This window comes from Butyricimonas sp. DFI.6.44, from assembly GCF_022132345.1.
GTDB lineage: Bacteria > Bacteroidota > Bacteroidia > Bacteroidales > Marinifilaceae > Butyricimonas > Butyricimonas muris.
Genome location: NZ_JAKNJD010000020.1, coordinates 53,561 through 75,386, shown reverse-complemented (window position 1 = coordinate 75,386; position 21,826 = coordinate 53,561). Strand labels below are relative to the sequence as shown.

General features: G+C 44.6%; 18 protein-coding genes. 11 read left to right on the top strand and 7 right to left on the bottom strand.

From position 1 onward, the window contains the following. The first annotated feature begins 183 nt into the window (after positions 1–183). The 3 genes from ftsY (at position 184) to L0M98_RS21415 (ending at position 3,402) form a co-directional block, all read left to right on the top strand. Complete coding sequence (gene ftsY / locus L0M98_RS21425) at positions 184–1,134, top strand: signal recognition particle-docking protein FtsY (protein WP_099291892.1); 951 nt, start codon at positions 184–186, stop codon at positions 1,132–1,134. A 146-nt stretch (positions 1,135–1,280) separates the two neighbouring features. Continuing rightward, the gene (locus tag L0M98_RS21420; protein ID WP_227217714.1) at positions 1,281–1,754 is read left to right on the top strand and encodes a low molecular weight protein-tyrosine-phosphatase; all 474 of its coding nucleotides are present in this window, start codon (positions 1,281–1,283) and stop codon (positions 1,752–1,754) included. A gap of 52 nt (positions 1,755–1,806) precedes the next feature. Beyond that, positions 1,807–3,402, top strand: coding sequence for a S8 family serine peptidase (locus L0M98_RS21415; RefSeq protein WP_227217715.1), 1,596 nt, complete (start codon positions 1,807–1,809; stop codon positions 3,400–3,402). A 31-nt stretch (positions 3,403–3,433) separates the two neighbouring features. Here L0M98_RS21415 and L0M98_RS21410 read toward each other — a convergent pair whose 3' ends face one another. Both L0M98_RS21410 and L0M98_RS21405 read right to left on the bottom strand, forming a co-directional pair. After that, on the bottom strand, positions 3,434–4,384 hold the full coding sequence (locus tag L0M98_RS21410; RefSeq protein ID WP_227217716.1) for a phosphoribosylaminoimidazolesuccinocarboxamide synthase: 951 nt from the start codon (positions 4,382–4,384) through the stop codon (positions 3,434–3,436). A 20-nt stretch (positions 4,385–4,404) separates the two neighbouring features. After that, positions 4,405–5,352, bottom strand: a complete 948-nt coding sequence (locus L0M98_RS21405; protein WP_227217717.1) for a PhoH family protein — start codon at positions 5,350–5,352, stop codon at positions 4,405–4,407. A gap of 103 nt (positions 5,353–5,455) precedes the next feature. On the opposite strand from L0M98_RS21405, the gene mazG reads away from it, so the two are divergent. The 3 genes from mazG to L0M98_RS21390 all read left to right on the top strand — a co-directional run bounded on the left by mazG (position 5,456) and on the right by L0M98_RS21390 (position 10,093). After that, positions 5,456–6,253 carry a nucleoside triphosphate pyrophosphohydrolase gene (gene mazG / locus L0M98_RS21400; RefSeq protein ID WP_099291896.1) on the top strand — a complete coding sequence of 266 codons (798 nt, stop codon included), beginning with the start codon at positions 5,456–5,458 and terminating at the stop codon, positions 6,251–6,253. A 152-nt stretch (positions 6,254–6,405) separates the two neighbouring features. After that, entirely contained in the window at positions 6,406–6,756 is a 351-nt protein-coding gene (locus tag L0M98_RS21395) for a hypothetical protein (protein ID WP_099291897.1), read from the top strand. A 106-nt stretch (positions 6,757–6,862) separates the two neighbouring features. Then, positions 6,863–10,093, top strand: coding sequence for an FAD-dependent oxidoreductase (locus L0M98_RS21390; RefSeq protein WP_227217718.1), 3,231 nt, complete (start codon positions 6,863–6,865; stop codon positions 10,091–10,093). A 119-nt stretch (positions 10,094–10,212) separates the two neighbouring features. Here the strand turns inward: L0M98_RS21390 and L0M98_RS21385 are convergent, their stop codons facing one another. The 3 genes from L0M98_RS21385 to L0M98_RS21375 are packed head-to-tail and all read right to left on the bottom strand — an operon-like array spanning position 10,213 to position 15,595. After that, on the bottom strand, positions 10,213–11,493 hold the full coding sequence (locus L0M98_RS21385) for a TolC family protein (protein ID WP_227217719.1): 1,281 nt from the start codon (positions 11,491–11,493) through the stop codon (positions 10,213–10,215). Further along, complete coding sequence (locus L0M98_RS21380) at positions 11,490–14,564, bottom strand: efflux RND transporter permease subunit (RefSeq protein ID WP_227217720.1); 3,075 nt, start codon at positions 14,562–14,564, stop codon at positions 11,490–11,492. The genes L0M98_RS21385 and L0M98_RS21380 overlap by 4 nt, the downstream gene beginning before the upstream one ends. Continuing rightward, complete coding sequence (locus L0M98_RS21375) at positions 14,564–15,595, bottom strand: efflux RND transporter periplasmic adaptor subunit (protein WP_099294443.1); 1,032 nt, start codon at positions 15,593–15,595, stop codon at positions 14,564–14,566. Before L0M98_RS21375 ends, L0M98_RS21380 begins: the two co-directional genes overlap by 1 nt. A gap of 396 nt (positions 15,596–15,991) precedes the next feature. Here L0M98_RS21375 and L0M98_RS21370 point away from each other — a divergent pair, with 396 nt between their 5' ends. The 5 genes from L0M98_RS21370 (at position 15,992) to menA (ending at position 20,627) form a co-directional block, all read left to right on the top strand. Continuing rightward, the gene (locus L0M98_RS21370) at positions 15,992–16,906 is read left to right on the top strand and encodes a helix-turn-helix domain-containing protein (protein ID WP_099291899.1); all 915 of its coding nucleotides are present in this window, start codon (positions 15,992–15,994) and stop codon (positions 16,904–16,906) included. A gap of 233 nt (positions 16,907–17,139) precedes the next feature. Then, complete coding sequence (locus L0M98_RS21365; protein WP_227217721.1) at positions 17,140–17,913, top strand: hypothetical protein; 774 nt, start codon at positions 17,140–17,142, stop codon at positions 17,911–17,913. Between the two features lie 114 nt (positions 17,914–18,027). Beyond that, complete coding sequence (locus L0M98_RS22735) at positions 18,028–18,750, top strand: CPBP family glutamic-type intramembrane protease (protein WP_370645695.1); 723 nt, start codon at positions 18,028–18,030, stop codon at positions 18,748–18,750. A gap of 76 nt (positions 18,751–18,826) precedes the next feature. Beyond that, positions 18,827–19,663, top strand: coding sequence for a CvfB family protein (locus L0M98_RS21360; RefSeq protein ID WP_099291900.1), 837 nt, complete (start codon positions 18,827–18,829; stop codon positions 19,661–19,663). A 43-nt stretch (positions 19,664–19,706) separates the two neighbouring features. Then, positions 19,707–20,627, top strand: coding sequence for a 1,4-dihydroxy-2-naphthoate octaprenyltransferase (menA, locus tag L0M98_RS21355; RefSeq protein WP_227217722.1), 921 nt, complete (start codon positions 19,707–19,709; stop codon positions 20,625–20,627). A 37-nt stretch (positions 20,628–20,664) separates the two neighbouring features. On the opposite strand, the gene L0M98_RS21350 is transcribed toward menA, so the two are convergent. Then, complete coding sequence (locus L0M98_RS21350) at positions 20,665–21,039, bottom strand: DUF3127 domain-containing protein (RefSeq protein ID WP_099291902.1); 375 nt, start codon at positions 21,037–21,039, stop codon at positions 20,665–20,667. A gap of 70 nt (positions 21,040–21,109) precedes the next feature. Next, positions 21,110–21,721 (bottom strand): FKBP-type peptidyl-prolyl cis-trans isomerase, encoded by a 612-nt coding sequence (locus tag L0M98_RS21345; RefSeq protein WP_186978572.1) that lies wholly within the window; start codon positions 21,719–21,721, stop codon positions 21,110–21,112. Between the last annotated feature and the right edge of the window lie 105 nt (positions 21,722–21,826).

Sequence of the window (21,826 nt, the reverse complement as noted above, 5' to 3'; positions counted from 1 at the left end):
GTACTGCCGAGAGGTGGGAGAGTAGGTCGATGCCAGATTTAGAGAAGAGCGATTCTGAAAAGAGTCGCTCTTTTTTTATGGTGTAAATGGTATTCCATTTTCGATTTTTTCAATTTTCAATTGTAAATTCTACATTCTCAATTTATTTTTCTACCTTAGTGCTCTGAATCAATTTATGTGAAAATGGCATTATTCGGTTTATTTAATAAGAACAAGAAAGAGAGCCTTGATAAAGGGTTAGAGAAAACGAAAGAAAGTGTATTCAAGAAGCTATCCAGGGTAATTGTCGGAAAATCAAAGGTTGATGACGAAGTACTGGATAATTTGGAAGAGGTGTTAATTTCCTCTGACGTGGGGGTGGATACTACTCTTCGTGTAATAGAGAGAATAGAAAAAAGAGTACAGCGCGACAAGTATATCGGCACGGATGAGTTGAATCGGGTGTTGAAAGAAGAAATAGTCGATTTATTGAAAGAAAATAATTCGACAGATTATGATTCTTTGAGTTTACCCGAGGGACACGGACCATACGTGATCATGGTAGTTGGTGTGAATGGCGTCGGGAAAACGACGACAATAGGAAAGTTGGCTCATAAGTTTAAAGAAGCCGGAAAATCGGTTGTGTTGGGAGCTGCAGATACTTTTAGAGCCGCGGCGGTCGATCAACTGGTGATTTGGGCGGAACGAGTAGGAGTGCCTATCGTGAAACAGGGAATGGGTGCAGACCCTGCATCTGTGGCATTTGATACGTTAAGTAAGGCCAAGGCAGAGAATGCTGATGTCGTGTTGATTGATACGGCCGGAAGACTCCATAATAAAATTAATTTGATGAACGAATTGACCAAGATCAAGAAAGTGATGCAGAAGGTTATTCCTGATGCACCTCATGAAATATTACTTGTTCTTGATGGTTCTACCGGACAAAATGCCTACGAGCAGGCGAAGCAGTTTACTCTGGCAACGGAGGTGAACGCTTTAGCGATTACCAAATTGGACGGTACTGCAAAAGGTGGAGTGGTGATAGGTATTTCGGATCAATTCAAGATTCCGGTGAAATATATAGGTATTGGAGAAAAGATAGACGATTTGCAGGTGTTCAACCGGGAAGAATTCGTGGATTCTCTATTTAATTGAGCCTGTAAGGTTCATAAAGTTATAACGTCCATAAGTCAATGGACACTGCGGGCGCTTTGTTTACGGCAACTTATGTTACCGATAAATATTGTCCGAAGGACACTTGTGACTTTACGGACCTTATAGACTTTACGGACTATTTTACTATGAAGAAAAAAATATTATTTATTTGCTTGGGAAATATATGTCGCTCTCCCAGTGCGGAGGCGATTATGAAGCATTACGTGGCGAAACGGGGACTGGAGGATCAATTTTATATTGATTCGGCCGGGATTAGCGGTTATCATTCGGGTGATCCGGCAGATGAACGGATGCAGGCACATGCTATCCGCCGGGGATACGAGTTGACCAGTTTATCCCGAAAGTTTTATCCTGATGCGGATTTTGAGAATTTTGATATGATTATCGGAATGGATGACCAGAACGTGCGGGATTTGCGACGTATGGCAACTACGGAAGAAGAGAGAGGAAAGATTTATAAAATGACGGATTTCTGTCGGCGTTTCTCTTACCGGGATAGTGTACCGGATCCTTATTATGGTGGGGCTGCGGGGTTTGAATTGGTGTTGGATTTATTGGAAGATGCCGTGGAGGGATTATTGGAACAGTTGAAAGATTGAAAAGGAGATAAAAGAGGTATTGGGGAATATCAAGATAATTTTTTAAAACGGAATGATGAAGAAAATGAAAATGTTGGTGTTCTTACTTCTCTTCGTACTGCCGGAAATAAGTATGGCACAGCGGGAGAAATATCCTTTAGATTGGTTTTTGCGGGATGTAGAGCAAGACAGTATGTTCGGTACGGGGGTACACCGTATTTACAAAGAGTTGTTATCGGGTAAGAAGCCTGTACCTTTGATTGTCGCAGTGATAGATTCGGGTTTTGACACGACAGCCCAAATGTTGGCTCCCGTGTTATGGCGTAATTCCGGGGAGATTCCCGGAAACGGGAAAGACGACGATCGTAACGGGTACGCGGATGATATCCACGGTTGGAATTTTATGGGTACGCGGGATGGAAAATCCTTATCACGCGGTGTGCCCGAAGAATTGCGGACATATAGCTGGTTGCTGAAGACTTATAGAGGGAATATGAAAAAGATGTCCCCGGAAGAGAGGGATTTATTCGTGACGTTGCATAAAACCTACGGAATCAGAGAGGTCGAGTACGAACGAAAGAGTATCGAGGCTCAAGAGGAGTTGAAGGAGATTAAACAGATAAAGAAACAAGCTTGGTTTAAACAGGCTTATAAGGAGCATTTGGCTAAAAAGGCGGCGGAGCCGGTGTTGACGGAGGAAGAAAGGTTTGAATTGTTTAGAGCCGGAAAGTTGCCTCGTACAGAACCGGATACGGTAGAAAAGATTCTTTCTAAAGAGAAACAACTCTTGCATACCGTAAAGAATGCCGAGGAGTTATTCACGATAGCTTTTGATATTCGTAAAGAGATCGGGGATGATCCGTATAATATTAATGACCGGAAGTACGGTAATCCTTATTTTCCTCTCGCTTCGAGCAGTAAGCATGGTACTCATGTCGCTTCTACTATCGGTGGGGTAACGGAACCCGAATCGGGAGTGTACGGTATTGCCCAAGGGGTACGGATTATGTTGTTGCAAGTCGTACCGCCGGGAGGCGACGAGGAGGATAAGGATATTGCTTTAGCTATACGGTATGCCGTGGATAACGGGGCTAAGGTGATAAACATGAGTTTCGGGAAATACACGGCTCTCGGTAAAACACAGAAGTGGATAGAAGAGGCTATGGATTATGCCGCCGCCCATGATGTTTTGATTGTTCGTGCTGCCGGGAATAATGGCAGGAATACGGATCAAGTGAATGTTTACCCCTTGCGTCCCTCAAAGCCGGAAACACAGGCTTGTTATATATGTGTCGGTGCGCATGGCTCTAACTTAAGGGCAGAGGATGCAAATAATAAGTTCGTGAGTTTTTCCAATTACGGGAAAAAGACTGTTGATTTGTTCGCACCCGGACATAGTATATATAGTCAAGTTCCTTATGGAAAATATAGTCAAGAGTCGGGAACAAGTATGGCATCCCCGGTATGCGCGGGAGTGGCGGCTCTTATCCGGATGTATTACCCTCGTCTGACCGCGGCACAGGTGAAAGAGGTGCTAATGAAAACGGTGACGCCTAGTGATCAAGTTTGCAAGTTCGGCAAACAGTCGATAAAATTCAGCGATATGAGTATTAGCGGAGGGATGTTGAACGGGTACAAGGCAATGAAATTGGCAGAAGAGATAAAATAAATAAAGCCCGCCGAAAGGCGGGTTTTATTTATTATTTTAGCAGTGTTGCCAAGCAGTCGTTCACCTTCTTTTCGATACGCGCAAGAACGTTGTTGTTCTCTGCCTTCTCGAATTTTGTTCCGGTGATATGCTCGTACAATTCTATGTAACGTTCGGTAATGTTGTTTACAACCTCAGGTGTCATTTCGGGTACTTGCTGTCCTGCTTTCCCTTGGAAACCGTTATCCATTAACCATTCGCGTACAAATTCTTTGGATAACTGGCGTTGTTTTTCACCTTTGGCAAGGCGTTCCTCGTAGCCGTCAGCATAGAAATAACGGGAAGAGTCGGGCGTATGTATTTCGTCGATCAAGTAAATCTTTCCGTCTTTTTTACCGAATTCGTATTTGGTATCAACCAGTATCAATCCCATTTTCGCGGCAATTTCCGTACCTCTTTGGAAAAGGGCAATCGTGTATTTTTCGATGGCCTCGTAGTCTTCTTTACTAACTAAGCCGGAAGCGATGATTTCTTCTTTTGAAATATTCTCGTCGTGTCCTTCCATAGCTTTCGTGGTAGGAGTGACAAGCGGGGTGGGAAACTTCTGGTTCTCTACCATACCCTCGGGTAAAGGCAGCCCGCAAAGCGTTCTGTTTCCTGCTTTGTATTCTCTCCATGCACTTCCTGCCAAATAACCGCGGATAACCATTTCCACCTTGAAAGGTTCACATTTGTGACCGACGGTTACCATTGGATCGGGGGTTGCAATTTTCCAGTTCGGCACGATGTCAGCCGTTGCGTCCAGAAATTTTGCAGCAATTTGATTTAAGATTTGTCCCTTGTAAGGTATTCCTTTCGGGAGTACCACGTCGAAAGCGGAAATTCTGTCGGATACCAGCATAACGAGGTATTCGTCGTTGATGTTATACACGTCGCGTACTTTACCGACGTATTCATCTTTCTGTTTCGGAAATTTGAAATTTGTTTTTACAATCGCTTCCATGTTATTTGCTTTAAGATCCGTTATTTAGTTTTTTCTTCGTTATTATATGCGTTGACAATATCCTTTACCAGCCGATGGCGCACGATATCATTATTATCAAACTCAACGAAGGCGATCCCTCTGATGCCTTGCAGTAATTTAAACGCATGTATGAGTCCCGAATCACCGCGTTTGGGTAAGTCTATCTGGCTCATGTCGCCGGTGATAACAAACTTCGCGTTAATACCCATGCGGGTAAGGAACATTTTCAATTGATTTTTGGTCGTGTTCTGTGCCTCGTCGAGGATGACGAACGCATCGTTCAAGGTGCGTCCTCTCATGTATGCCAACGGGGCGATTTGGATAATTTCCGTTTCCAGATATTCCGTTAGTTTCTTGGGAGGAATCATGTCGGAAAGGGCATCGTACAAGGGTTGCAGGTACGGGTCTACTTTCTCTTTCATGTCACCCGGTAAGAATCCCAGACTTTCCCCCGCTTCCACGGCAGGACGGCTGAGTATGATGCGTTTTACCTCTTTGTTTCGCAGGGCTTTGACTGCTAGGGCTATTGCCGTGTAGGTTTTTCCCGATCCGGCGGGTCCCGTGGCGAAAAGTAAATCATTCATTTTCGCCAGATCGACTAATTTACGTTGGTTGGGGGTTCTGGCCCGTATGGTTTTCCCGTTATTCCCGAAGACGATAATCGACGCCGGGTCTTCGGGATCTTCCACGATATCGTCCTCGAGGATGATCCTTTTGAGGTTTGCTATCGTGAGCATATTGTATTTATTATAATGTTCCAGAAGGGCATTAATTTTGGCAACGAGCACGTCAATATCATTCTCTTCGCCTTGAATAATGATTTCATCTCCGCGGGCGGTGATCTTCAATTTCGGGAAAAATTCTTTTAACGTGATGAATTTTGCGTTGTTAATGCCGTAAAAGTCAATAGGATCAATGTTTCCAATACTAATTCTTTTCTCTATCATGAAACTTAAAATAAATAGCTTATTTTTGCAGGTGCAAAGTAGGGAAAACTATTGAAAATTGAAAGTTGAGAATTGAAATTTTTTCATTAACGTAGAGTTAGTCATGGAGAAGGATTTTAGCAAGCAAAAAGAGGCTTTCGCCGAGTTACTGGATATCATGTATACCTTGCGGGAGAAATGTCCTTGGGATCATAAACAGACGTTGGAGTCGTTGCGGACGCTGACCGTGGAGGAAGTGTATGAGTTAGGTGACGCGATCGTGAAAGGGGATATGCAGGAGGTGAAAAAGGAGTTGGGGGATTTAATCATGCATATTGCTTTTTATGCTTTGATAGGGGAGGAGAGGGGAGAGTTTGACATTACCGGGGTGTTGGAGGAAATTTGTGAGAAGTTGCGTTACCGGCACCCTCATATCTATGGCGAGGTGAAAGTGGAGAACGCGGATGATGTGACCCGCAATTGGGAACAGTTGAAATTGAAAGAAAAAGGACGGCATCATAAGGTGTTGGAAGGAGTACCGGATGCACTTCCGGCATTGGTGAAGGCTTATCGAATACAAGATAAGGTGAGAGGCGTGGGGTTCGATTGGCATCAAAAAGAAGACGTGTGGCTTAAAGTACGGGAGGAACTCGGGGAGTTGGAAGTAGAGGTCGCGAAGGCTGACCAAGAACACATGGAGGAGGAATTCGGGGATTTCTTGTTCGCGATGATTAATGCCGGACGTTTGTACGGGATTAATCCCGAAGATGCTTTGGAAAAAGCGAACCGGAAGTTTATTCGTCGTTTCTCTTACGTGGAAGAACAGGCAAATGCTGCCGGAAAGAAGCTGAATGATATGACATTGGAGGAAATGGACGTGTATTGGAATGAAGCGAAAAGACAAGAAGCGGTTAGAAATTAATTAATTCACGATTTATGAATTACGATTTACGATTAAAAAAAAGCATGGTTCGGTGGGGAGCATTTAATCTGGAATCGGAAATCATGAAATCTTTGAATGAGTATCGGCTTCGTGTGGCTGGAATCTAAAATTAAAAATCTAAAATTAATAAGGTGGATTTAACGGGTAAGTGGAAATACAAGGAGGATTACGGTTACGGTGTGGCCGAGGGAGAATTATTCTTGAAACAGGAAGGAGATGAGCTGTCCGGTAGGATTATTTTTACGGACAAATTGAATGATGATGAAGCGTATATGCTTCAAGAGTTTTTGATCGGGTCGTTGGAGGGGCATAAGGTAAAGCTGGATGCCGAGGAATTTGATATTATTCATTCCGAACACGAGATCGATTATGAGTTGGACAGTTGGTTCGGGGTACTCGTGGATGATGATACAATTGTCGGTTTGAGCAAGGACGGACAGGGTATCGAGGGTAAATTTACGTTCGCGCGCGAGAAGAATTAGATGTTAAAAAAACGATAAATTGGAAAAGCTGACAAAAGTCAGCTTTTTTTTTTGTTCGATATTCTATATTGCAGAAGAATCTAATAACCTAACTAATAATATACTTATGTCGAAAATTAATTCGCATCCAATTCTGGATGTACCGAAGCGGGATAAAGTGGTTTTCACTTTTAACGGGAAAAAAATAGAGGGAGAAAGTGGTTATACTATCGCGGCTGCGTTGCATCAAGCGGGTTATCCCGTGCATAGCCATAGCATTGACGGGCGCAGACGTTCGTTAGCTTGTGGTATCGGTAAATGCGGTGCTTGTGAAATGCTGGTAGACGGCAAGGTGCGGCGTATTTGCGTGACGAAGGTGGATGGGGTGAAAGAGGTGAGGGAGCTTGCACAGGGGGAAATGCCCGAACGTTGTGACGCGCACGGGCAGGATACCCGGAAAATACTTCGCACCACGGTAGTCATCGTTGGTGCCGGTCCGGCGGGCTTAGCCGTGCGGGAAGAGTTCAATAAATACGGTGTGGATAACATCGTGATCGATAATAACGACAAGATCGGGGGACAGTTTAATATGCAGACGCACCAGTTTTTCTTTTTCGAGAAAGAGAAGCGGTTTGGCGGCATGCGCGGTTTCGATATAGCCAAAACTTTGGCGGGGGAGAGTATGGAGGGTATATATTTGAATTCCACGGTATGGGATGTGCTGGAGGGAAAGCGGATTGCCGTGAAGAATCTGGACACGGATACCGTCTTTTTCGTGGATGCCGACTATCTGGTGGTTGCCACGGGTGCGGTTCCGTTTATGCCCGCTTTCGAGAATGACGACCTTCCGGGTGTGTACACGGCAGCGGTGGTTCAGAAAATGATGAACAATGAATTGACGTTGTTGGGTAAGAACGTGTTGACCGTGGGAGCCGGTAATATCGGGTATCTGACTTCTTACCAGTTGATGCAGGCGGGTGCCCACGTGAAGGCGATCATTGAGGCGATGCCGAAAGAGGGTGGATTCCCCGTGCAGGCGAACCGGGTACGTCGTTTGGCTATCCCGATCATGACTTCGCACATGTTGTTGAAGGCTATTCCGAATGAAGAACATACCGGAATCAAGGGTGCGGTTATTGCCGAGTGCGAGAATTTTAAAGCGGTACCGGGTACGGAAAAGATACTGGAAGGTATTGATGTGATTAATATATGCACGGGATTGATTCCTGACAATCAATTGTTGACGAAAGGGCGTGCCGTGTTTGGCGAACGTTGTTATGCGGCGGGGGATGCCGTGCGTATCGGCGAGGGAACGAGTGCCGTGTTACGCGGGAAACAGGCTGCCGCGGAGATCATGTTGGATATGGGTACCCGGGTGAGTTATGATGATTATTTGGTCTTGTCCAAAGAATATATCGACTCGCAACAACATCCGGTCCGGATACTGGAGGCTCCCCGTCTGCCGGATGCGGAGCGTATGAAGAAGAGAGGTTTTGTGCAAATGGATTGCCTGTACGGTTTTGCTTGTAATCCTTGTTCATTCGCGTGTCCGCACGGGGCAATCACGAAGAGTTCTACTTCAACGGTTCCGCACGTGGATTACGATAAGTGTATCGGTTGTATGGAATGTGTTTACCAGTGTCCGGGTTTGGCCATATTCGGTTACGACTTGCGGAAAGACAGTTTGTTCCTGCCGATCGAGTACGAGGTAAAAGAAAAAGAAACGGTTTATCTCGTGAACAATTACGGGGAGAAGTTGGGAGAAGGTATCGTCGAGAAAGTGTTGCATAAACCGAACAAGACGAATATCGCGCGGGTGAAAGCGTTGGATATTCACGGTGAAGAGCTGGTGAAAGTAAGAGGTTTCGTGGTGAAAGAGAATTACCCGGAATGTCTGGAATTGGAGCCTTTGCTGAAAGACGAGAAGGGTGCTACTTTTATTTGCCATTGTGACGATGTGATGTTGGACGACGTAATGCAGATCGTGGGCGATCGTACCTTTATTTCTATCGACGAGATCAAGCACACGACTCGTTTGGGGATGGGACCGTGCCGCGGCAAACGTTGTATCCCTCGTTTGAAAACGGCTTTGCGGGCAAAAGGAATCGAAGTCGTGGGAGATGCCACACCGAGAGCCCCGTTGTCGAATCAATTGAACCTTGGTGAATTATACCCGCCGAAGCGAGGGGAAGAATACCGGGTTGCCAATCGTTCCGATTTCAAGAAAGTTGAAGTGGGTGCTTTGATTGCCGGAGGGGGGATCGCGGGTAGCGCTTTGTTCCGTTATATGGCAGAGGCGGGGTTGAATCCCGTGCTCGTGAATGCGGATAGGGGGTCCTCGTGGAGAAACATCGGCGGAGGCCGGACGGCATTCTCGTTGCCGGAGCTGGCAGAAATTGCAGAGCATAATCACGCGATATTTAAGGAGTTGCAAGGACTTTCCAATATTGACTACAAGACAACACGATATATTAATCTGGCACATGACGAGGCTACCTTCAACGCTTTGGATGCCAGCCGTGCTTGGTCGGATGCCTATATGGTCGAACCGAAGAATTTCCAGAAAGAAATTTCTCCTTATTTTGACACGAAATCCAAACGTTATCTCGGGGCTTTGATCACGAATGATTGTTGGCAGGCGACGCCGGGTAAGGTGGTCGATTTGATTCGCAACATGGGTATCCACGCCGGAGGTCGTGTAGCGGAGGATTGCAAGGTGCTCGAAGTGATGAAAGAGGGATCGACATACAGTATTCTGGTGCTGACGCATGATAAGAAATACGTGGAATTTCGCACGGATGTATTCGTGAACGCCTTGGGTGCGGGAGCGGGGAAGATATGCGAGGGATTGGGTATGCACGCCGGATTGTATCCCGTGCGCCACCAAGCGTTTATTACCCGCCGTCTGCCGATGTTGGGCAAGAACGGCGATAGTTTGGATATGTTGATTGACCGTCAGGAGTACAAGGGATTCTCTGCCGTGTACGGGCAACAATTGGTACACACGGGACAAATTATCGGATGTGCTTCCCCGCGGGTGGATGCCTTGCGGACGGACAAGAATCTGATCTTAAACACGAAGGAGTTTATAGAGATTATCAGTGAGTTCTTCGTGGACTGGATGCCTAAGTTGGCGGGGGTGAGTATACAAGCCACGTGGTCCGGTTATTACACGGAACCCCGTTATATCATTGATCCCGAATTGGGATTGTTCGTTGGAATGAGAGGACATGGGTTCATGCTGTCGCAATATCTTGCCAAGATGTATGTCGATAAGTTAATGGGACGCCCGGTACCGGAATATTTTGACAAGTTGAAACTGAATGGTCCGGGATTATCGGAGAAAGCATTTAAATAAGGATGACACCACCTCCTCTATAAACAGAGGAGGTGCTGGAATACAGTCTAAAACGCTAGAAAAGTAACTTGCAACTTGCCGCAGGCAAATGCAACCTGCAACTTTGCTGAAGGCAAATTTCATGGTCTGGTATGTGTCAAGTAGTTGGATAGCTTTGTTTGGTAGTCGGCACAGGCGGACGTGTAGTTGTTGCAACTTTCCGTGTACAGTGTTTCTGCGGTTAGTAAGTCACTTAACGAGGATGCTCCGGCATTGAAATGTTGTTTGTTCAATCGCAGGTTCTCGGTCGAGGATGCGATGGATTTGCGTGCCAGTTCGATTTGTGCGTAGGATTCCGTGAGTTCGCTCCACAATTGTTCGATCTCTACGGCGAGTAATTCTTCCGCGTTTTTACGATCATTCTCTGCCTGTTCTTTTTTTATGCGGGCTTTTTTTATCACGTGCGAGCCGCCCCACCATGAAGAGATCGGGATGGATACGCTGGCGAAAGCGAGTTCTGTGTTCACGTCTTTTTTCATGATGTTGTAATAGATGTGTCCCACGCCGACGCCTACCTTCGGAAGATGTTTGCTTCGTTCCATCCGGACTTGATACCCTTGGGCATCCACGTTCTTCTGTGTCAACAGGTATTCGATCCTTTGTTGTACGGCATCTTGGGGGGTGATATAATAATTAAGGGGTGATTCAGGTTGGGTAAATTCACTCGTGGCGATATCAAATGACGTGAAATCAGCCCCGATATATTGTGCCAATACCATTTTGGTGACACGCAGCCCATTTTCAACTTTTAGGCGTTGGCTGGCTATTTCCTGTTGCCGGAGTTCAACCCGTAACAAATCATTACGGGTAGTGAGTCCGGTTTTTACGGCCAATTCTACTTGACGGTAAATCTCCGCCAGCAATTTGTCTACCACGTCAAGCGTGGAATGATGATTGTTTAACGTGGCAATCAGCCAGTAGTATTCGGTGGTTTTTTGTTTCACTTCATTTTCGGTCAAGCGATGTTGCAAAACACGGACTTCTTCGCCCAGTTTTGCCAGCTTGTTGCCGTTGATGATCTGTAATCCGGCAAAAACGGGTTGTACGGCAGTGGCTGTCGCGAATGCCCCTTTTTTTATGAAAGACAGGGGAATTTCCGCTAGTCCGAACAGATCGAGATCGGCTTGCAATAATTTCTCGCTGCCTTGAAATACCATACCCGAGGCCGATACTTGCGGGAAGTAAAAGGTGAAAGCCTCTTTACGGGTTTGGCGAGCCATTTCAACTTCCAACAAGCTGTTTTTGATGCTATTGTTCTTTTCTAGGGCTGCCGCCAGACATTCTTCCAGCGTGTACACCTGCCCACGTGTGATGAAAGGCAGGAATACCATACAAAACAGGAAAAGGTAAATATGTTTCATGATTTCAATCGTTTATCGTTTTTTGAATAGAGTTTCCAATATACCACGGGGAGAATCGTGATTACCAGCAGCAGCGAACCGATACCCCCGGCAAAGATCGTGACACCGACAGGCGTCCAGAACGTACTGTTGCTGAAGATCATCGGGATAACTCCCACGGCTGTCGTTGCCGTTGTCAAGAAAATGGGAACCATACGGCGTTTGCCCGCGTCGTAAGCGGCTTCCCGTGCTGTTTCCCGGTGATTTACGCGGCGGTCGTCCGCGTGCTGGTACATGAGTATGACATTTCGCACGATCATTCCCAGCAGGGTGATGAAACCGAACACGGAAGTGATACTAATCGTCTTCCCGGCAATCCATAGTCCTATCATGGCGCCGAACAGGCATAACGACATGGCGAGCATGGCAACGGCGGTAATCCCGAATTTCCTGAAGCTGGTTAGAATAAAGAAGAATATAATGACCATCGCTATCCCCAGACCGGACATGATGGGCGGGAGTGTTTCCATGTCGTATTCGTATTCCCCGCCAACTTCCGGGGACAGGCCTGCCGGGAATTGCCCCTGCAATTCCCCGTCAATCATCTTGTTTATTTTGGACAGGGTCTCCAGTGTGTTTTCTCCCCTGCGTAAATCGGCTATCACGGAAAGACAGCGCATCCCGTTGCGGTGGACGATTTTACTCTCGTGCCACGCGGGTTTTACATCCGCGATTTGCCGCACGGGAACGGAGGTTGGGGAGGTCGTTGCCGGGAGATAAAGATCCTTGATGTTTTGTGCCGTCAAGCTGTCTTTGCGGGCATTTTTCATGATGACCGGGAGGGCGTAATCTCCTTCCCAAACGGAACCGACCGGAATTCCGGTGGTTGCTATCGACAAGTTGAGAGCCATCGCGGTACGGGTAAGCCCGAGTTGTGACGCGGCAACCGGCTCGAGTGTGATTTCCATTACCGGACGGGGTACGTCGTAGTTCGTGTAGATGCGAGCCAATTCCGGCATGAGGCGCATGCGGGACATCAACAGGTCGGCAGCACGATGCAGAGAGTCGATATTCTCCCCTTGGAACCGGAATTCCAGTTCCGGAACCAGTTGGAAATCCAGTTGTTTGAATTTCACGTGGGCATCGGGGAATAGATCGGCATACCGGTTCGTGTATTTATCCAAAATATCTTCGGTATCTTCAATGGAAGTCGTGTTCACGATGAATTGAGCGTAGTTTTTTGCCGGCATCTGCGGCGCATATGACGTTTGGAAACGCGGGGAGGAGCAACCGATAAAAGAGGTGATGGAAGTAACCCGCCCGTCTTCTTTCAATAGAGCGTAGACCGAGTCTGCCACCTGTTCCGTGCGGGACAAAGGAGTACCTTCAGCCAGATAGATCTCCACGGCAAACTGATCCCGATCGGCAACGGGAAACATACGATATTGCAGTAGGGGAACGATCATTATTGCAACAAGGACAGAGGCGATTCCCGAACCGATAGTCAACCACGGGTGACGGAATGTCCATCCCAGAATACGTTCATAAAGTCTCTGTACATGATCCGTGAGTCTTTTCTTGTCGGTTTTGATGTATCTTTTCCGGATAATCCACGTGTTTAATAACGGAATGATCGTCACGGCAAGCACGAGTGAAACCATAAGATTAATCGTGATTGTCCAAGGGAAATAGGTGACAAAGTCCCCTATCTGACCGGTCAGCGTGAATAATATGGGGAAGAATATAGCACAGATACATGCCGTGGCTAACAGCATCGGCAGGAAATACCGGTTGGCACTCGTGATAGCGGCGTACCAGCGTGAATATCCTTTATTGAGGTAGTCCAGATAACCGTCGATGATGACAATGGAGTCGTCAACAATCATTCCCAGCACCACGATAAGTGCGGCGAGAGTCACCGTGTTGAGTGGTATGCCGCACAAATACATGATTTCCACGGAAATAAAAGTTGCAAAGGGTATTGTAATTGCGGCGACGAGCGCAGAACGGAATGGAAATAAAATCATCATCACGAGAATAATGATAATCATGGCAATGATCAACTCGTGCAGGAACGAGGAAACGGAGTCCCCGACCACTTTTGCCTGATCGGCGATACGGCTGATGGACACGTCGGCGGGCAGCACGTGTTCCCGGTAATCATCAAGTACTTTGTCCACGTTTCTGCCGTATTCCACGATATCATACCCGCCGCGCATTTCGAGGGATAAAATGACACAGGGATGTCCGTTGTTTTTGATGTAACTTTCCGACATATCGTATTCCCGCGTGACACGGGCAATATCTTTTATCCGTACCACGTTGTTGCGCGGGTCAGAATAGATAATCTGGTTTGCTATCTCTTCTTCGCTACACAAGGCGGGAGAGATGTGCAAAGGTATATTTATTTCCTCGTTTTCAATAGAACCGCCGCTTGTCGTGAAGCCTTGCGAAAACAGGATGCCCGATAATAACTTTTCGTTGATACCGTACACTGCCATACGTTCCTGATCCGTGTAAATGGTGATCTGTTCTTTTATGGCACCGTATGAACGGATATTTGAAACGGATTCTACTTGCCGCAGCCGGTCACCTAGTTCATCGGTATAGGTCTGTAATTCTCGGTAAGAGCGTTTGTCGGATTCGACAGCGATTAGCAGGGCGGAAGTATCCCCGAAATCGTCGTTGGCAATGACAGCCACTACTCCCGAGGGCAATTGCGATTTGAACAGGGAGAGTCCGTGTTTGATTTTAGACCAGACTTCGTCTTTGTTATTCACGTTGTCGTTCAGTTCTACCATGATGTAGCACATCCCGTGTTGGGACGTGGAGATCGTTTTAGCCCGTTTTACTTCTTTGTAAGTGAATAGAAAACGTTCCAGCGGTTTGGTCAATTGTTCTTCCACCTCATTGACGGATGCACCCGGGTATACCCCTACCACGACGCCCTGCCGGACGGTAAATTCCGGAAATTCCTGTTTAGGCATCCGGTTGATCCCGAGGATTCCGAAAATAAACATGAGGATAACGATCAGCATGGAGATCCGGTAATTCACCATGGTCCAATGAACAAAATTAAATTTCTTTTTCATTAGAATATGATTTTATTGCCTTCACTTATTTTTTGATATCCCTCGGTAATCACGCGTTCTCCCGGTGTCAGCCCTTTGGTGATCGCTATACGGTTGCCCGCGGTTGCCGCGGTTGTCACCGGTGCGCGGAAGGCAGTGCTGTCGGCTGCGACTTTCCACACGAACAGTTGTCCTCGGGCATCCCGTTGCACGGCTGTCAACGGGAGTGTTATTCGGGTATCGCTACCCGGCGTCACGGTGACGGAGCATACCATGCCCGGTAATAGTTCTTTGTCCGGATTCGCGAGTACGACACGGGCATCATAGGTGCGTGTCACGGGATTAGCCACGACTCCTTTTTCCAAGTTGCCGCCCTCGTATATCCGGTTATTTAATGCTGCCACCCGTATACAGGAATGGCAGGCGGGAGTCAAGTTCGATATTTCCATTTCGGATACGGTAAATTTGGCTTTCACTTGGTTGATTTGCACCAGCGTCAAGACAGGTTGTCCGGGGATTGCGGTTTCTCCCGCTGATAAGTTTTTTTTCCCGACTACCCCGTCAAAAGGTGCGTAAATCATGCAATCGTCATAGTTCTTGCGGGCGATGTTGTACGTCGATCGAGCCTGTTGTAGTTTGGTGTTTATCTCTACCATCTTTATTTCTGGAAGGCTCTCCCCGTCGTACATTTGTTTTAAACGGGAATGCGCGTCTTTGGCTTGCTCCAGCGTGGCGGAAGCTGCATCCAGAAGATCGCGGGCGGAAGCGTCGTCCAGTTGTGCCAGAAGTTGCCCTTTGCGCACGGGTTCTCCTTCCCGTACATGTATCTTTTCTATTTTTCCGGCTATCCCGAAACTGATAGCGGCACCGGCTTCCTCTTCTATCACGCCCACGTAAGAGCGTTGCACGATATTTTCGGAACGGGTAACGATTTCTGTCGTTACTTTTTTAGGGGTTACACTTGTAGGGGCTTTTCGTGTTGAACAGCCCGTGAAAACGATGATAATGACAAGCAGGTAGCATCGTGAGGTTCGTCTGATGAGTTGTTTCATGATTTTTTCGTTTAATTTCCGGTACAAAAATCTTCTTTTACTTTCGCATTATAAAGGTCGTTTTTATGTCTTGATTGGTCTATTTGTCTTTTTGTCAGTGCGAATGCGTCAAAACGCTTTTCGCCCTTTTAGTCAAAAGTTTATAAAGTCTATAAAGTCTATAAAGTTCATAAGGTTTATGGACCCTAGCGGGCGCTTTGTCCACGGCAGCATGGCTGCCGGTAAACCTTGTCCGAAGGACGCCCGTTACTTTATGAACTTTATAAACTTTAGGAGCTGAAAGCTCAACTTTATGAACCGGGCAAAAAGCGTTTTGATGCGTTTGCCGTGGTATTTTTGTCGGGTTTGTTCCGGTTCTTTGAATAAATCTGTTATTTTTGTCAGAAAAAGAATTGAATGATGGAACAAGAGCGTTTTGGCAGTTTCTCTTTGGAGAAATTGTTCGCGATGAATGATTTGAGTCAAGTGGGAGCCGTGTATAACCGGGAGTGTTTTATTATTTCCTGCGACCCGGGGAAGGAAATCGAGCTGTTCAAATACCCGTGTAAAATCAATGCCTTTATTCTGGTCATTTGTTCGGAGGGGGAAATATCATTGACGTGTAATTTGAATTCCTGCGAGATCAAAAAGAATACCTTGTTCTTCTGTCATTCCGGCGCTATCATTCAATTGAAATCATATACAGCCTGCCAGTTGCAAGTTATTATTCTCGAGGAGGAGTTCTTGAAAAACCTGAACATCGACGTGAAACGGATTCTTCCATACTACCCGTACATGCAGGAAATGGTTTTAATAGATCTACCTCAAGACGAAAGTACGTTTATAAAAGATTTGCTGGATAAGGCTGCCTTGGAGATCGTTCATTCATCCGCCAAGCCTTATTATCACGATATGGTGAAGGCACTTATTCATTCGCTCGCCTATAAAATATTGAATATCTTTATAGATTTTTTCTTGGCTCAATTGTCCGCCAACCGGATGAGTCTGAATCACGGGGAGGAATATTTCAAGATGTTTATCTCTTTGCTTATGCAGCATTACAAGTCCGAGCGTTCCGTCGGTTTCTACGCCTCCAAATTGAACTTGACCCCCAAGTACTTGACGACGTTGATCAAGAAAGTCAGCGGTCGTTCGGCTGCTGACTGGATTGACGAGTACGTGGTGCTGGAGGCTAAGGCTTTGCTTAAATATTCGGATATGAGCGTCCAACAGATCGCTTATTACTTGAACTTTTCGGATCAATCGTTTTTCGGGAAGTATTTTAAAAAGCAGGCGGGTGTGTCGCCGACCGTGTATAAAATGCAGAAATAAGAGTAGAGAAAGTTTTTTTTATAAATCTTTTGCCAGATTCTAATCACTGTGTTGGATATACATTTTCTATTCTTCTTTCAAATATATTCTATCGTGTAACTGGAGTTTTTAGGTAAAGGTATTTTATTTGTTGTTAATTAGTGTGTGTTGTGTTTTTTTTGTTTAATTTTGGGTTTGATACATAAAACATGAAGAGGAGAGTTGTTTGTTATTTAACTTAAAAAAGCCTAACTATGAAACCTAAAATTATTTGTTTAGTTCTAATTTACTTGCTTAGTGTGAGATGTGATGATAAACAAGAAGTTGATAACCATTATGGAAGCTATATTAATATTGATTTTAATAATTTGAATAATGAAGATTTACAACTTTTTATTGAAGCAGCCAAGCGTTTTAGTGAATATGTTTATTTGGATGAAAATAATGTGTACAAAATCTCTATCAATAAAGGTGCTGATATAGGAATTGGTGAAAACATCTTTAGTGTTCTTGCTCAATCATTAAAATATCGAGAACAACTAAAACTGTTTGAAAATAAAGTAATAAATATGGAAATTAATAGTGGTGATGAAAAATTGCCATTAACAAGAACTTTTCCTTCCGGTAATTATGACCAATGGGTATATGGGCAACTAAATTATTTGTGGAATGAGATTATTGGTACATGGCAATCAGTTAACGAAGCCATGGTTAATTTTTTTTGTGTTGTAATTGGTGCGTCAGTATTGACTGTTATAGATTATGTTTGTATGCCTTTTTTCGGTCCGGGTATTATAATATCTCCTGAAGATGATCCATATTGTAATGTTCCCCCATTAGCTGTTGGTATGGAGTTTCGTACTAATTTACCTAATGGTTTATATCCTTCTCCCGGCAATAGAGAACAATATGTTGCCGTAAGAAACGGTATTGCTACTGTAAAATTTTGCGAAAGTGCTCGATTTAGCTGGTATCGAAAAGATAGCCGATATTACTCTCGAGAAGATGAAGATTTGATTGAAATGTAATAAAAAACGAATAAATACTCTTCTCTTTGTGTCAAAATAGTGAGTTTTATTTTTTTTATTATTATAATTCAAAATCTATTTTTATATTTGATAAATCGTATATGCTATAAAAATATGAATACCATAACAGACATCTTACAATTTCTGCAAAAGCCTAATTTCGAATCTTTTCAAGATGTTTCCGGGAGTAAGGTAAAGAAATTTTTCACTATATTTTTGTGGTTATTTTTGATAGTAATTGGTACAAACATTTTGGTAATGATGTTGCAAACTGTTATTGTCAGTAAGCCAATCATGTCAAACCCAATAAACCGATTAATCTATCTTGCTAGCGAATGGAAAACATGGAACATATTTCATGTAATTCTATTATCCCCGATTCTTGAAGAATTTAGCTATCGTTATGCGCTTAGCTCGTTTAATATCACTAGAATTAAAATTTCACTGAGTCTGATACTCTCGTTCCATATCTCCTATCTTTTATATTTTTATAAATTTCATCAACTTTGCGAAGTTAATCTCGTCTTCCATGTTCTCTCTTTATATGGAACTATTTTTTTCGTTGCGACAGTACTTTTTTTAATCATGAGTTTGTTTAATAAACAGCTTGCGATGTTTGAAAATAAATGGAATACACATCCGATGGTAATTTTTTACCTATCAGCTGTTCTTTTTACAATATATCATGTTTATAATATGCCGGTATTGTTTTTTTTATCCATTTTTGCAGGAGCCGTAATATTTGGATATACAAGAATCCGGTTGGGATTTGGTTACGTTATCGTTTTACATGTATTATGGAATATCGTAAGTTCATTTCGCCTCTTGATGAGTTAATTTGGTGAAGATTGTTTTGTATAGAGAACATATTGTTTCGGATATATTCTTTATCTTTGCAGCAAAATTACAGAATATGATAAAGTTAGGAGAATATAATATATTGCGAGTCGTGAAGACGGTTGATTTCGGGGTGTATCTGGATGGTGGAGATTACTGGGGCGAGATTTTATTACCGAAAGAAACAGCCCCCGCCGAGTGCAAGGAGGGGGACGAGTTGAAGGTATTTATTTACTTTGATTCGGAAGATCGGGTGATTGCTACGATGACGGAGCCTAAAGCTGTCGTGGGGGATTTTGCCTTGATGAAAGTCGTGGGGACCAGCCGCGTGGGTGCTTTTCTCGATTGGGGATTACGCAAGGATTTATTGGTGCCGTTCCGTGAACAACGGGAAGAAATGCAAATGGGAAGAGAGTATCTGGTCTACGTGTACGTGGATAAGACGACGGATCGTATCGTGGCTTCGACGCGATTGAATCGGTTTCTGGATAAAACTCCGGCAGATTATAAACCCGGCGAGGAAGTGCAGTTGATCATTGCCCGCCGAACGGATTTAGGATATAACGTGATCGTGAACGGAAGCCATGAAGCTGTTATTTACCGGAACGAGATATTCCAACCCTTGTCTATCGGACAACACGTGACGGGATATATCAAGCAAGTTCGGGAAGACGGTAAGATCGACTGTATATTGCAGAAAAATGACGGGCACGAGCAGGTCGATCGTTTGTCAGCGATAATCTTGAAGAAACTGGAAGAGAATGGCGGAGTACTTCAAGTGTCCGATAAAAGCGATCCGGCGGAGATTTATCAACTTTTCGGTTGTAGCAAGAAAAATTACAAGAAAGCCGTCGGGGGATTGTTCAAGCAACATAAAGTGATGATCGGGGAGAAGGAACTGAAACTAAAATAATTTATGAATTACGATTTATGATTTACGATTAAAAGTGTTTTTTGTGGAATCTAAAATCATGTTTAAGGTTCGGGCGTATATTACAAGTTTTCGGTTGAGAACATTGCCGCTATCCTTGTCCGGCGTGCTGTTGGGATCGTTGTTGGCGGCGAGTGACGGGTACTTTAAGACAAGTACTTTCGCGTGGGTGATGTTGACTGCTACCGCTTTGCAAATACTGTCAAATTTAGCAAATGAAGTCGGGGACTTGAGCAAGGGGACGGATAACGAGCATCGTCTGGGGCCTATCCGAAGTGCGCAAAGCGGAGCTTTAAGCGGGAGAGAGATGATTCGGGCAATGATTGTTGTCGGGGGAATAGCCGTGATTACCGGGAGTTTATTGATTCACGAGGCATTTCGGGATTTACTGAATTGGAAGAGTATCAGTTTGTTTGTCGCCGGAGGTGCTTCTATCGTGGCGGCAATTAAATATACCGTTGGAGATAACGCGTACGGTTATAGGGGACTAGGTGATCTTTTCGTGTTTATCTTTTTCGGGTTGGTCAGCGTGATGGGAAGTTATTTTGCCATGGCGGGAGTCTTACCATGGATATACGTGTTTCCCGCTTCGGCTATCGGTTTACTATCTGCCGGAGTGTTGAATATGAATAATATCCGGGATATCGAGAATGATTCAGCTTGTGGAAAACGTACTTTACCCGTGATACTTGGAGTGAAAAGAGCTAAAATGTATCACTACGTCTTGATTCTTGCAGCTGTAGCCTGTCTGTTTATTTACACGTTCCTGCATCCTGCCGGGTGGACGGCATACCTTTTTGTTATAGCCTTGCCCTTGTTAGGTATTCATTTGAAAAACGTGTACAGGGGGGAGGGGCGTGAGTTGGATTCACAGTTGAAATTTCTTTCTATTACCACTTTATTACTTACCTTGTTATTGGGATTCGGACAGATTATTGGCAAATAATAAAGAAAAAAGCTAACCAATTCGGTTAGCTTTTTTCTTAGAACGGCAGATCGTCCGCTTCCGGCATGGGAGGGATGTCCTCTACCCGGTATTCGGGAACCGGAGCTCCTGCTGCTGCTTGTTCCTGTATTTTTTCTATTCTCCAACCTTCGAGGTTTGTGAAATAGGAAACTTGTCCGTTGTTTTCCCATTTTCTTCCGCGCAGGTTGAAATACACTTTAATATTTTCTTCCAACTGGATGTTTTCCAGTAAATCGCATCTGTCTTGGATTAGTTGAACTTTCACGAAGTCGTTCCATTGCGGATTTTTCTCGTTTTCAACTTCTATCACGAATTCTCTCTTCTGGAAACGATCGCTGATCTTTTGGGTGGCTTCTTTGTAAATTAGTTTACCGGTAACTTCGTAATTCATTTTTATTTTGATTAAGAACAAGCCCAAGAAACCTTGGGCTTGTTAGCTGTTTATATATCAAATAGATAAATTATTTTTGTGCGTTCGGGTCTACGATCTCAAGTAGTTCAACCTCGAAAATCAACGTTTCATTCGGTCCGATACCGCTTCTGGTGCCTTGAGGTCCGTAAGCCAAGTTTGACGGGATGTAAAGTGTCCATTTTGATCCCACGGGCATCAATTGTAATGCTTCCGTCCAACCTTTAATCACGCGGTTCAAGGGGAATTCAGCGGGTTCGCCTCTGTCGTACGAGGAATCGAATTGGGTTCCGTCAAGTAAGGTTCCTTTATAATGTACTTTCACCACGCTGGTATCAGCAGGCATGGGTCCTGTACCTTCTTTCTCGATCTTGTATTGTAAGCCGCTTTCGGTAGTTTTTACACCACTTTTTTTAGCGTTTTCTTCCAAGAATTTTTGTCCCTCTTTCAATGTTTTTTCCGCTTTAGCCATCATCGCTTTTTGAGCGTATTTATTCAAGTACATGCGAATTTCCATGTCATTGGGAGCATCTTTCTTTTGAAGAATCGCGTTCATTCCGGCGATAACGGCCTTCATGTCCAAATCTTCCATTCCGCTTTGTACCATGTTTCTCCCGTAGAAACATCCCATGTAGAAACTAGCCGTGTCTTTTTCGGTTTTCATGGAAACACTGGTTTGGGTATTGGAATTGCAGCAGCTGGATAAGCCTAAAGTGGCTATTGCTAAAGTAAAAAATAAATTTTTTGCGTTCATAGTTTTTCGTGAATT

Excerpts from the sequence above, each read along its gene's own strand:
- ftsY (WP_099291892.1), top strand. The coding sequence starts at position 184 with ATGGCATTATTCGGTTTATTTAATAAGAACAAGAAAGAGAGCCTTGAT.
- L0M98_RS21420 (WP_227217714.1), top strand. The coding sequence starts at position 1,281 with ATGAAGAAAAAAATATTATTTATTTGCTTGGGAAATATATGTCGCTCT.
- L0M98_RS21415 (WP_227217715.1), top strand. The coding sequence starts at position 1,807 with ATGATGAAGAAAATGAAAATGTTGGTGTTCTTACTTCTCTTCGTACTG.
- L0M98_RS21410 (WP_227217716.1), bottom strand. The coding sequence starts at position 4,384 with ATGGAAGCGATTGTAAAAACAAATTTCAAATTTCCGAAACAGAAAGAT.
- L0M98_RS21405 (WP_227217717.1), bottom strand. The coding sequence starts at position 5,352 with ATGATAGAGAAAAGAATTAGTATTGGAAACATTGATCCTATTGACTTT.
- mazG (WP_099291896.1), top strand. The coding sequence starts at position 5,456 with ATGGAGAAGGATTTTAGCAAGCAAAAAGAGGCTTTCGCCGAGTTACTG.
- L0M98_RS21390 (WP_227217718.1), top strand. The coding sequence starts at position 6,863 with ATGTCGAAAATTAATTCGCATCCAATTCTGGATGTACCGAAGCGGGAT.
- L0M98_RS21385 (WP_227217719.1), bottom strand. The coding sequence starts at position 11,493 with ATGAAACATATTTACCTTTTCCTGTTTTGTATGGTATTCCTGCCTTTC.
- L0M98_RS21380 (WP_227217720.1), bottom strand. The coding sequence starts at position 14,564 with ATGAAAAAGAAATTTAATTTTGTTCATTGGACCATGGTGAATTACCGG.
- L0M98_RS21375 (WP_099294443.1), bottom strand. The coding sequence starts at position 15,595 with ATGAAACAACTCATCAGACGAACCTCACGATGCTACCTGCTTGTCATT.
- L0M98_RS21370 (WP_099291899.1), top strand. The coding sequence starts at position 15,992 with ATGATGGAACAAGAGCGTTTTGGCAGTTTCTCTTTGGAGAAATTGTTC.
- L0M98_RS21365 (WP_227217721.1), top strand. The coding sequence starts at position 17,140 with ATGAAACCTAAAATTATTTGTTTAGTTCTAATTTACTTGCTTAGTGTG.
- L0M98_RS22735 (WP_370645695.1), top strand. The coding sequence starts at position 18,028 with ATGAATACCATAACAGACATCTTACAATTTCTGCAAAAGCCTAATTTC.
- L0M98_RS21360 (WP_099291900.1), top strand. The coding sequence starts at position 18,827 with ATGATAAAGTTAGGAGAATATAATATATTGCGAGTCGTGAAGACGGTT.
- L0M98_RS21350 (WP_099291902.1), bottom strand. The coding sequence starts at position 21,039 with ATGAATTACGAAGTTACCGGTAAACTAATTTACAAAGAAGCCACCCAA.
- L0M98_RS21345 (WP_186978572.1), bottom strand. The coding sequence starts at position 21,721 with ATGAAAACCGAAAAAGACACGGCTAGTTTCTACATGGGATGTTTCTAC.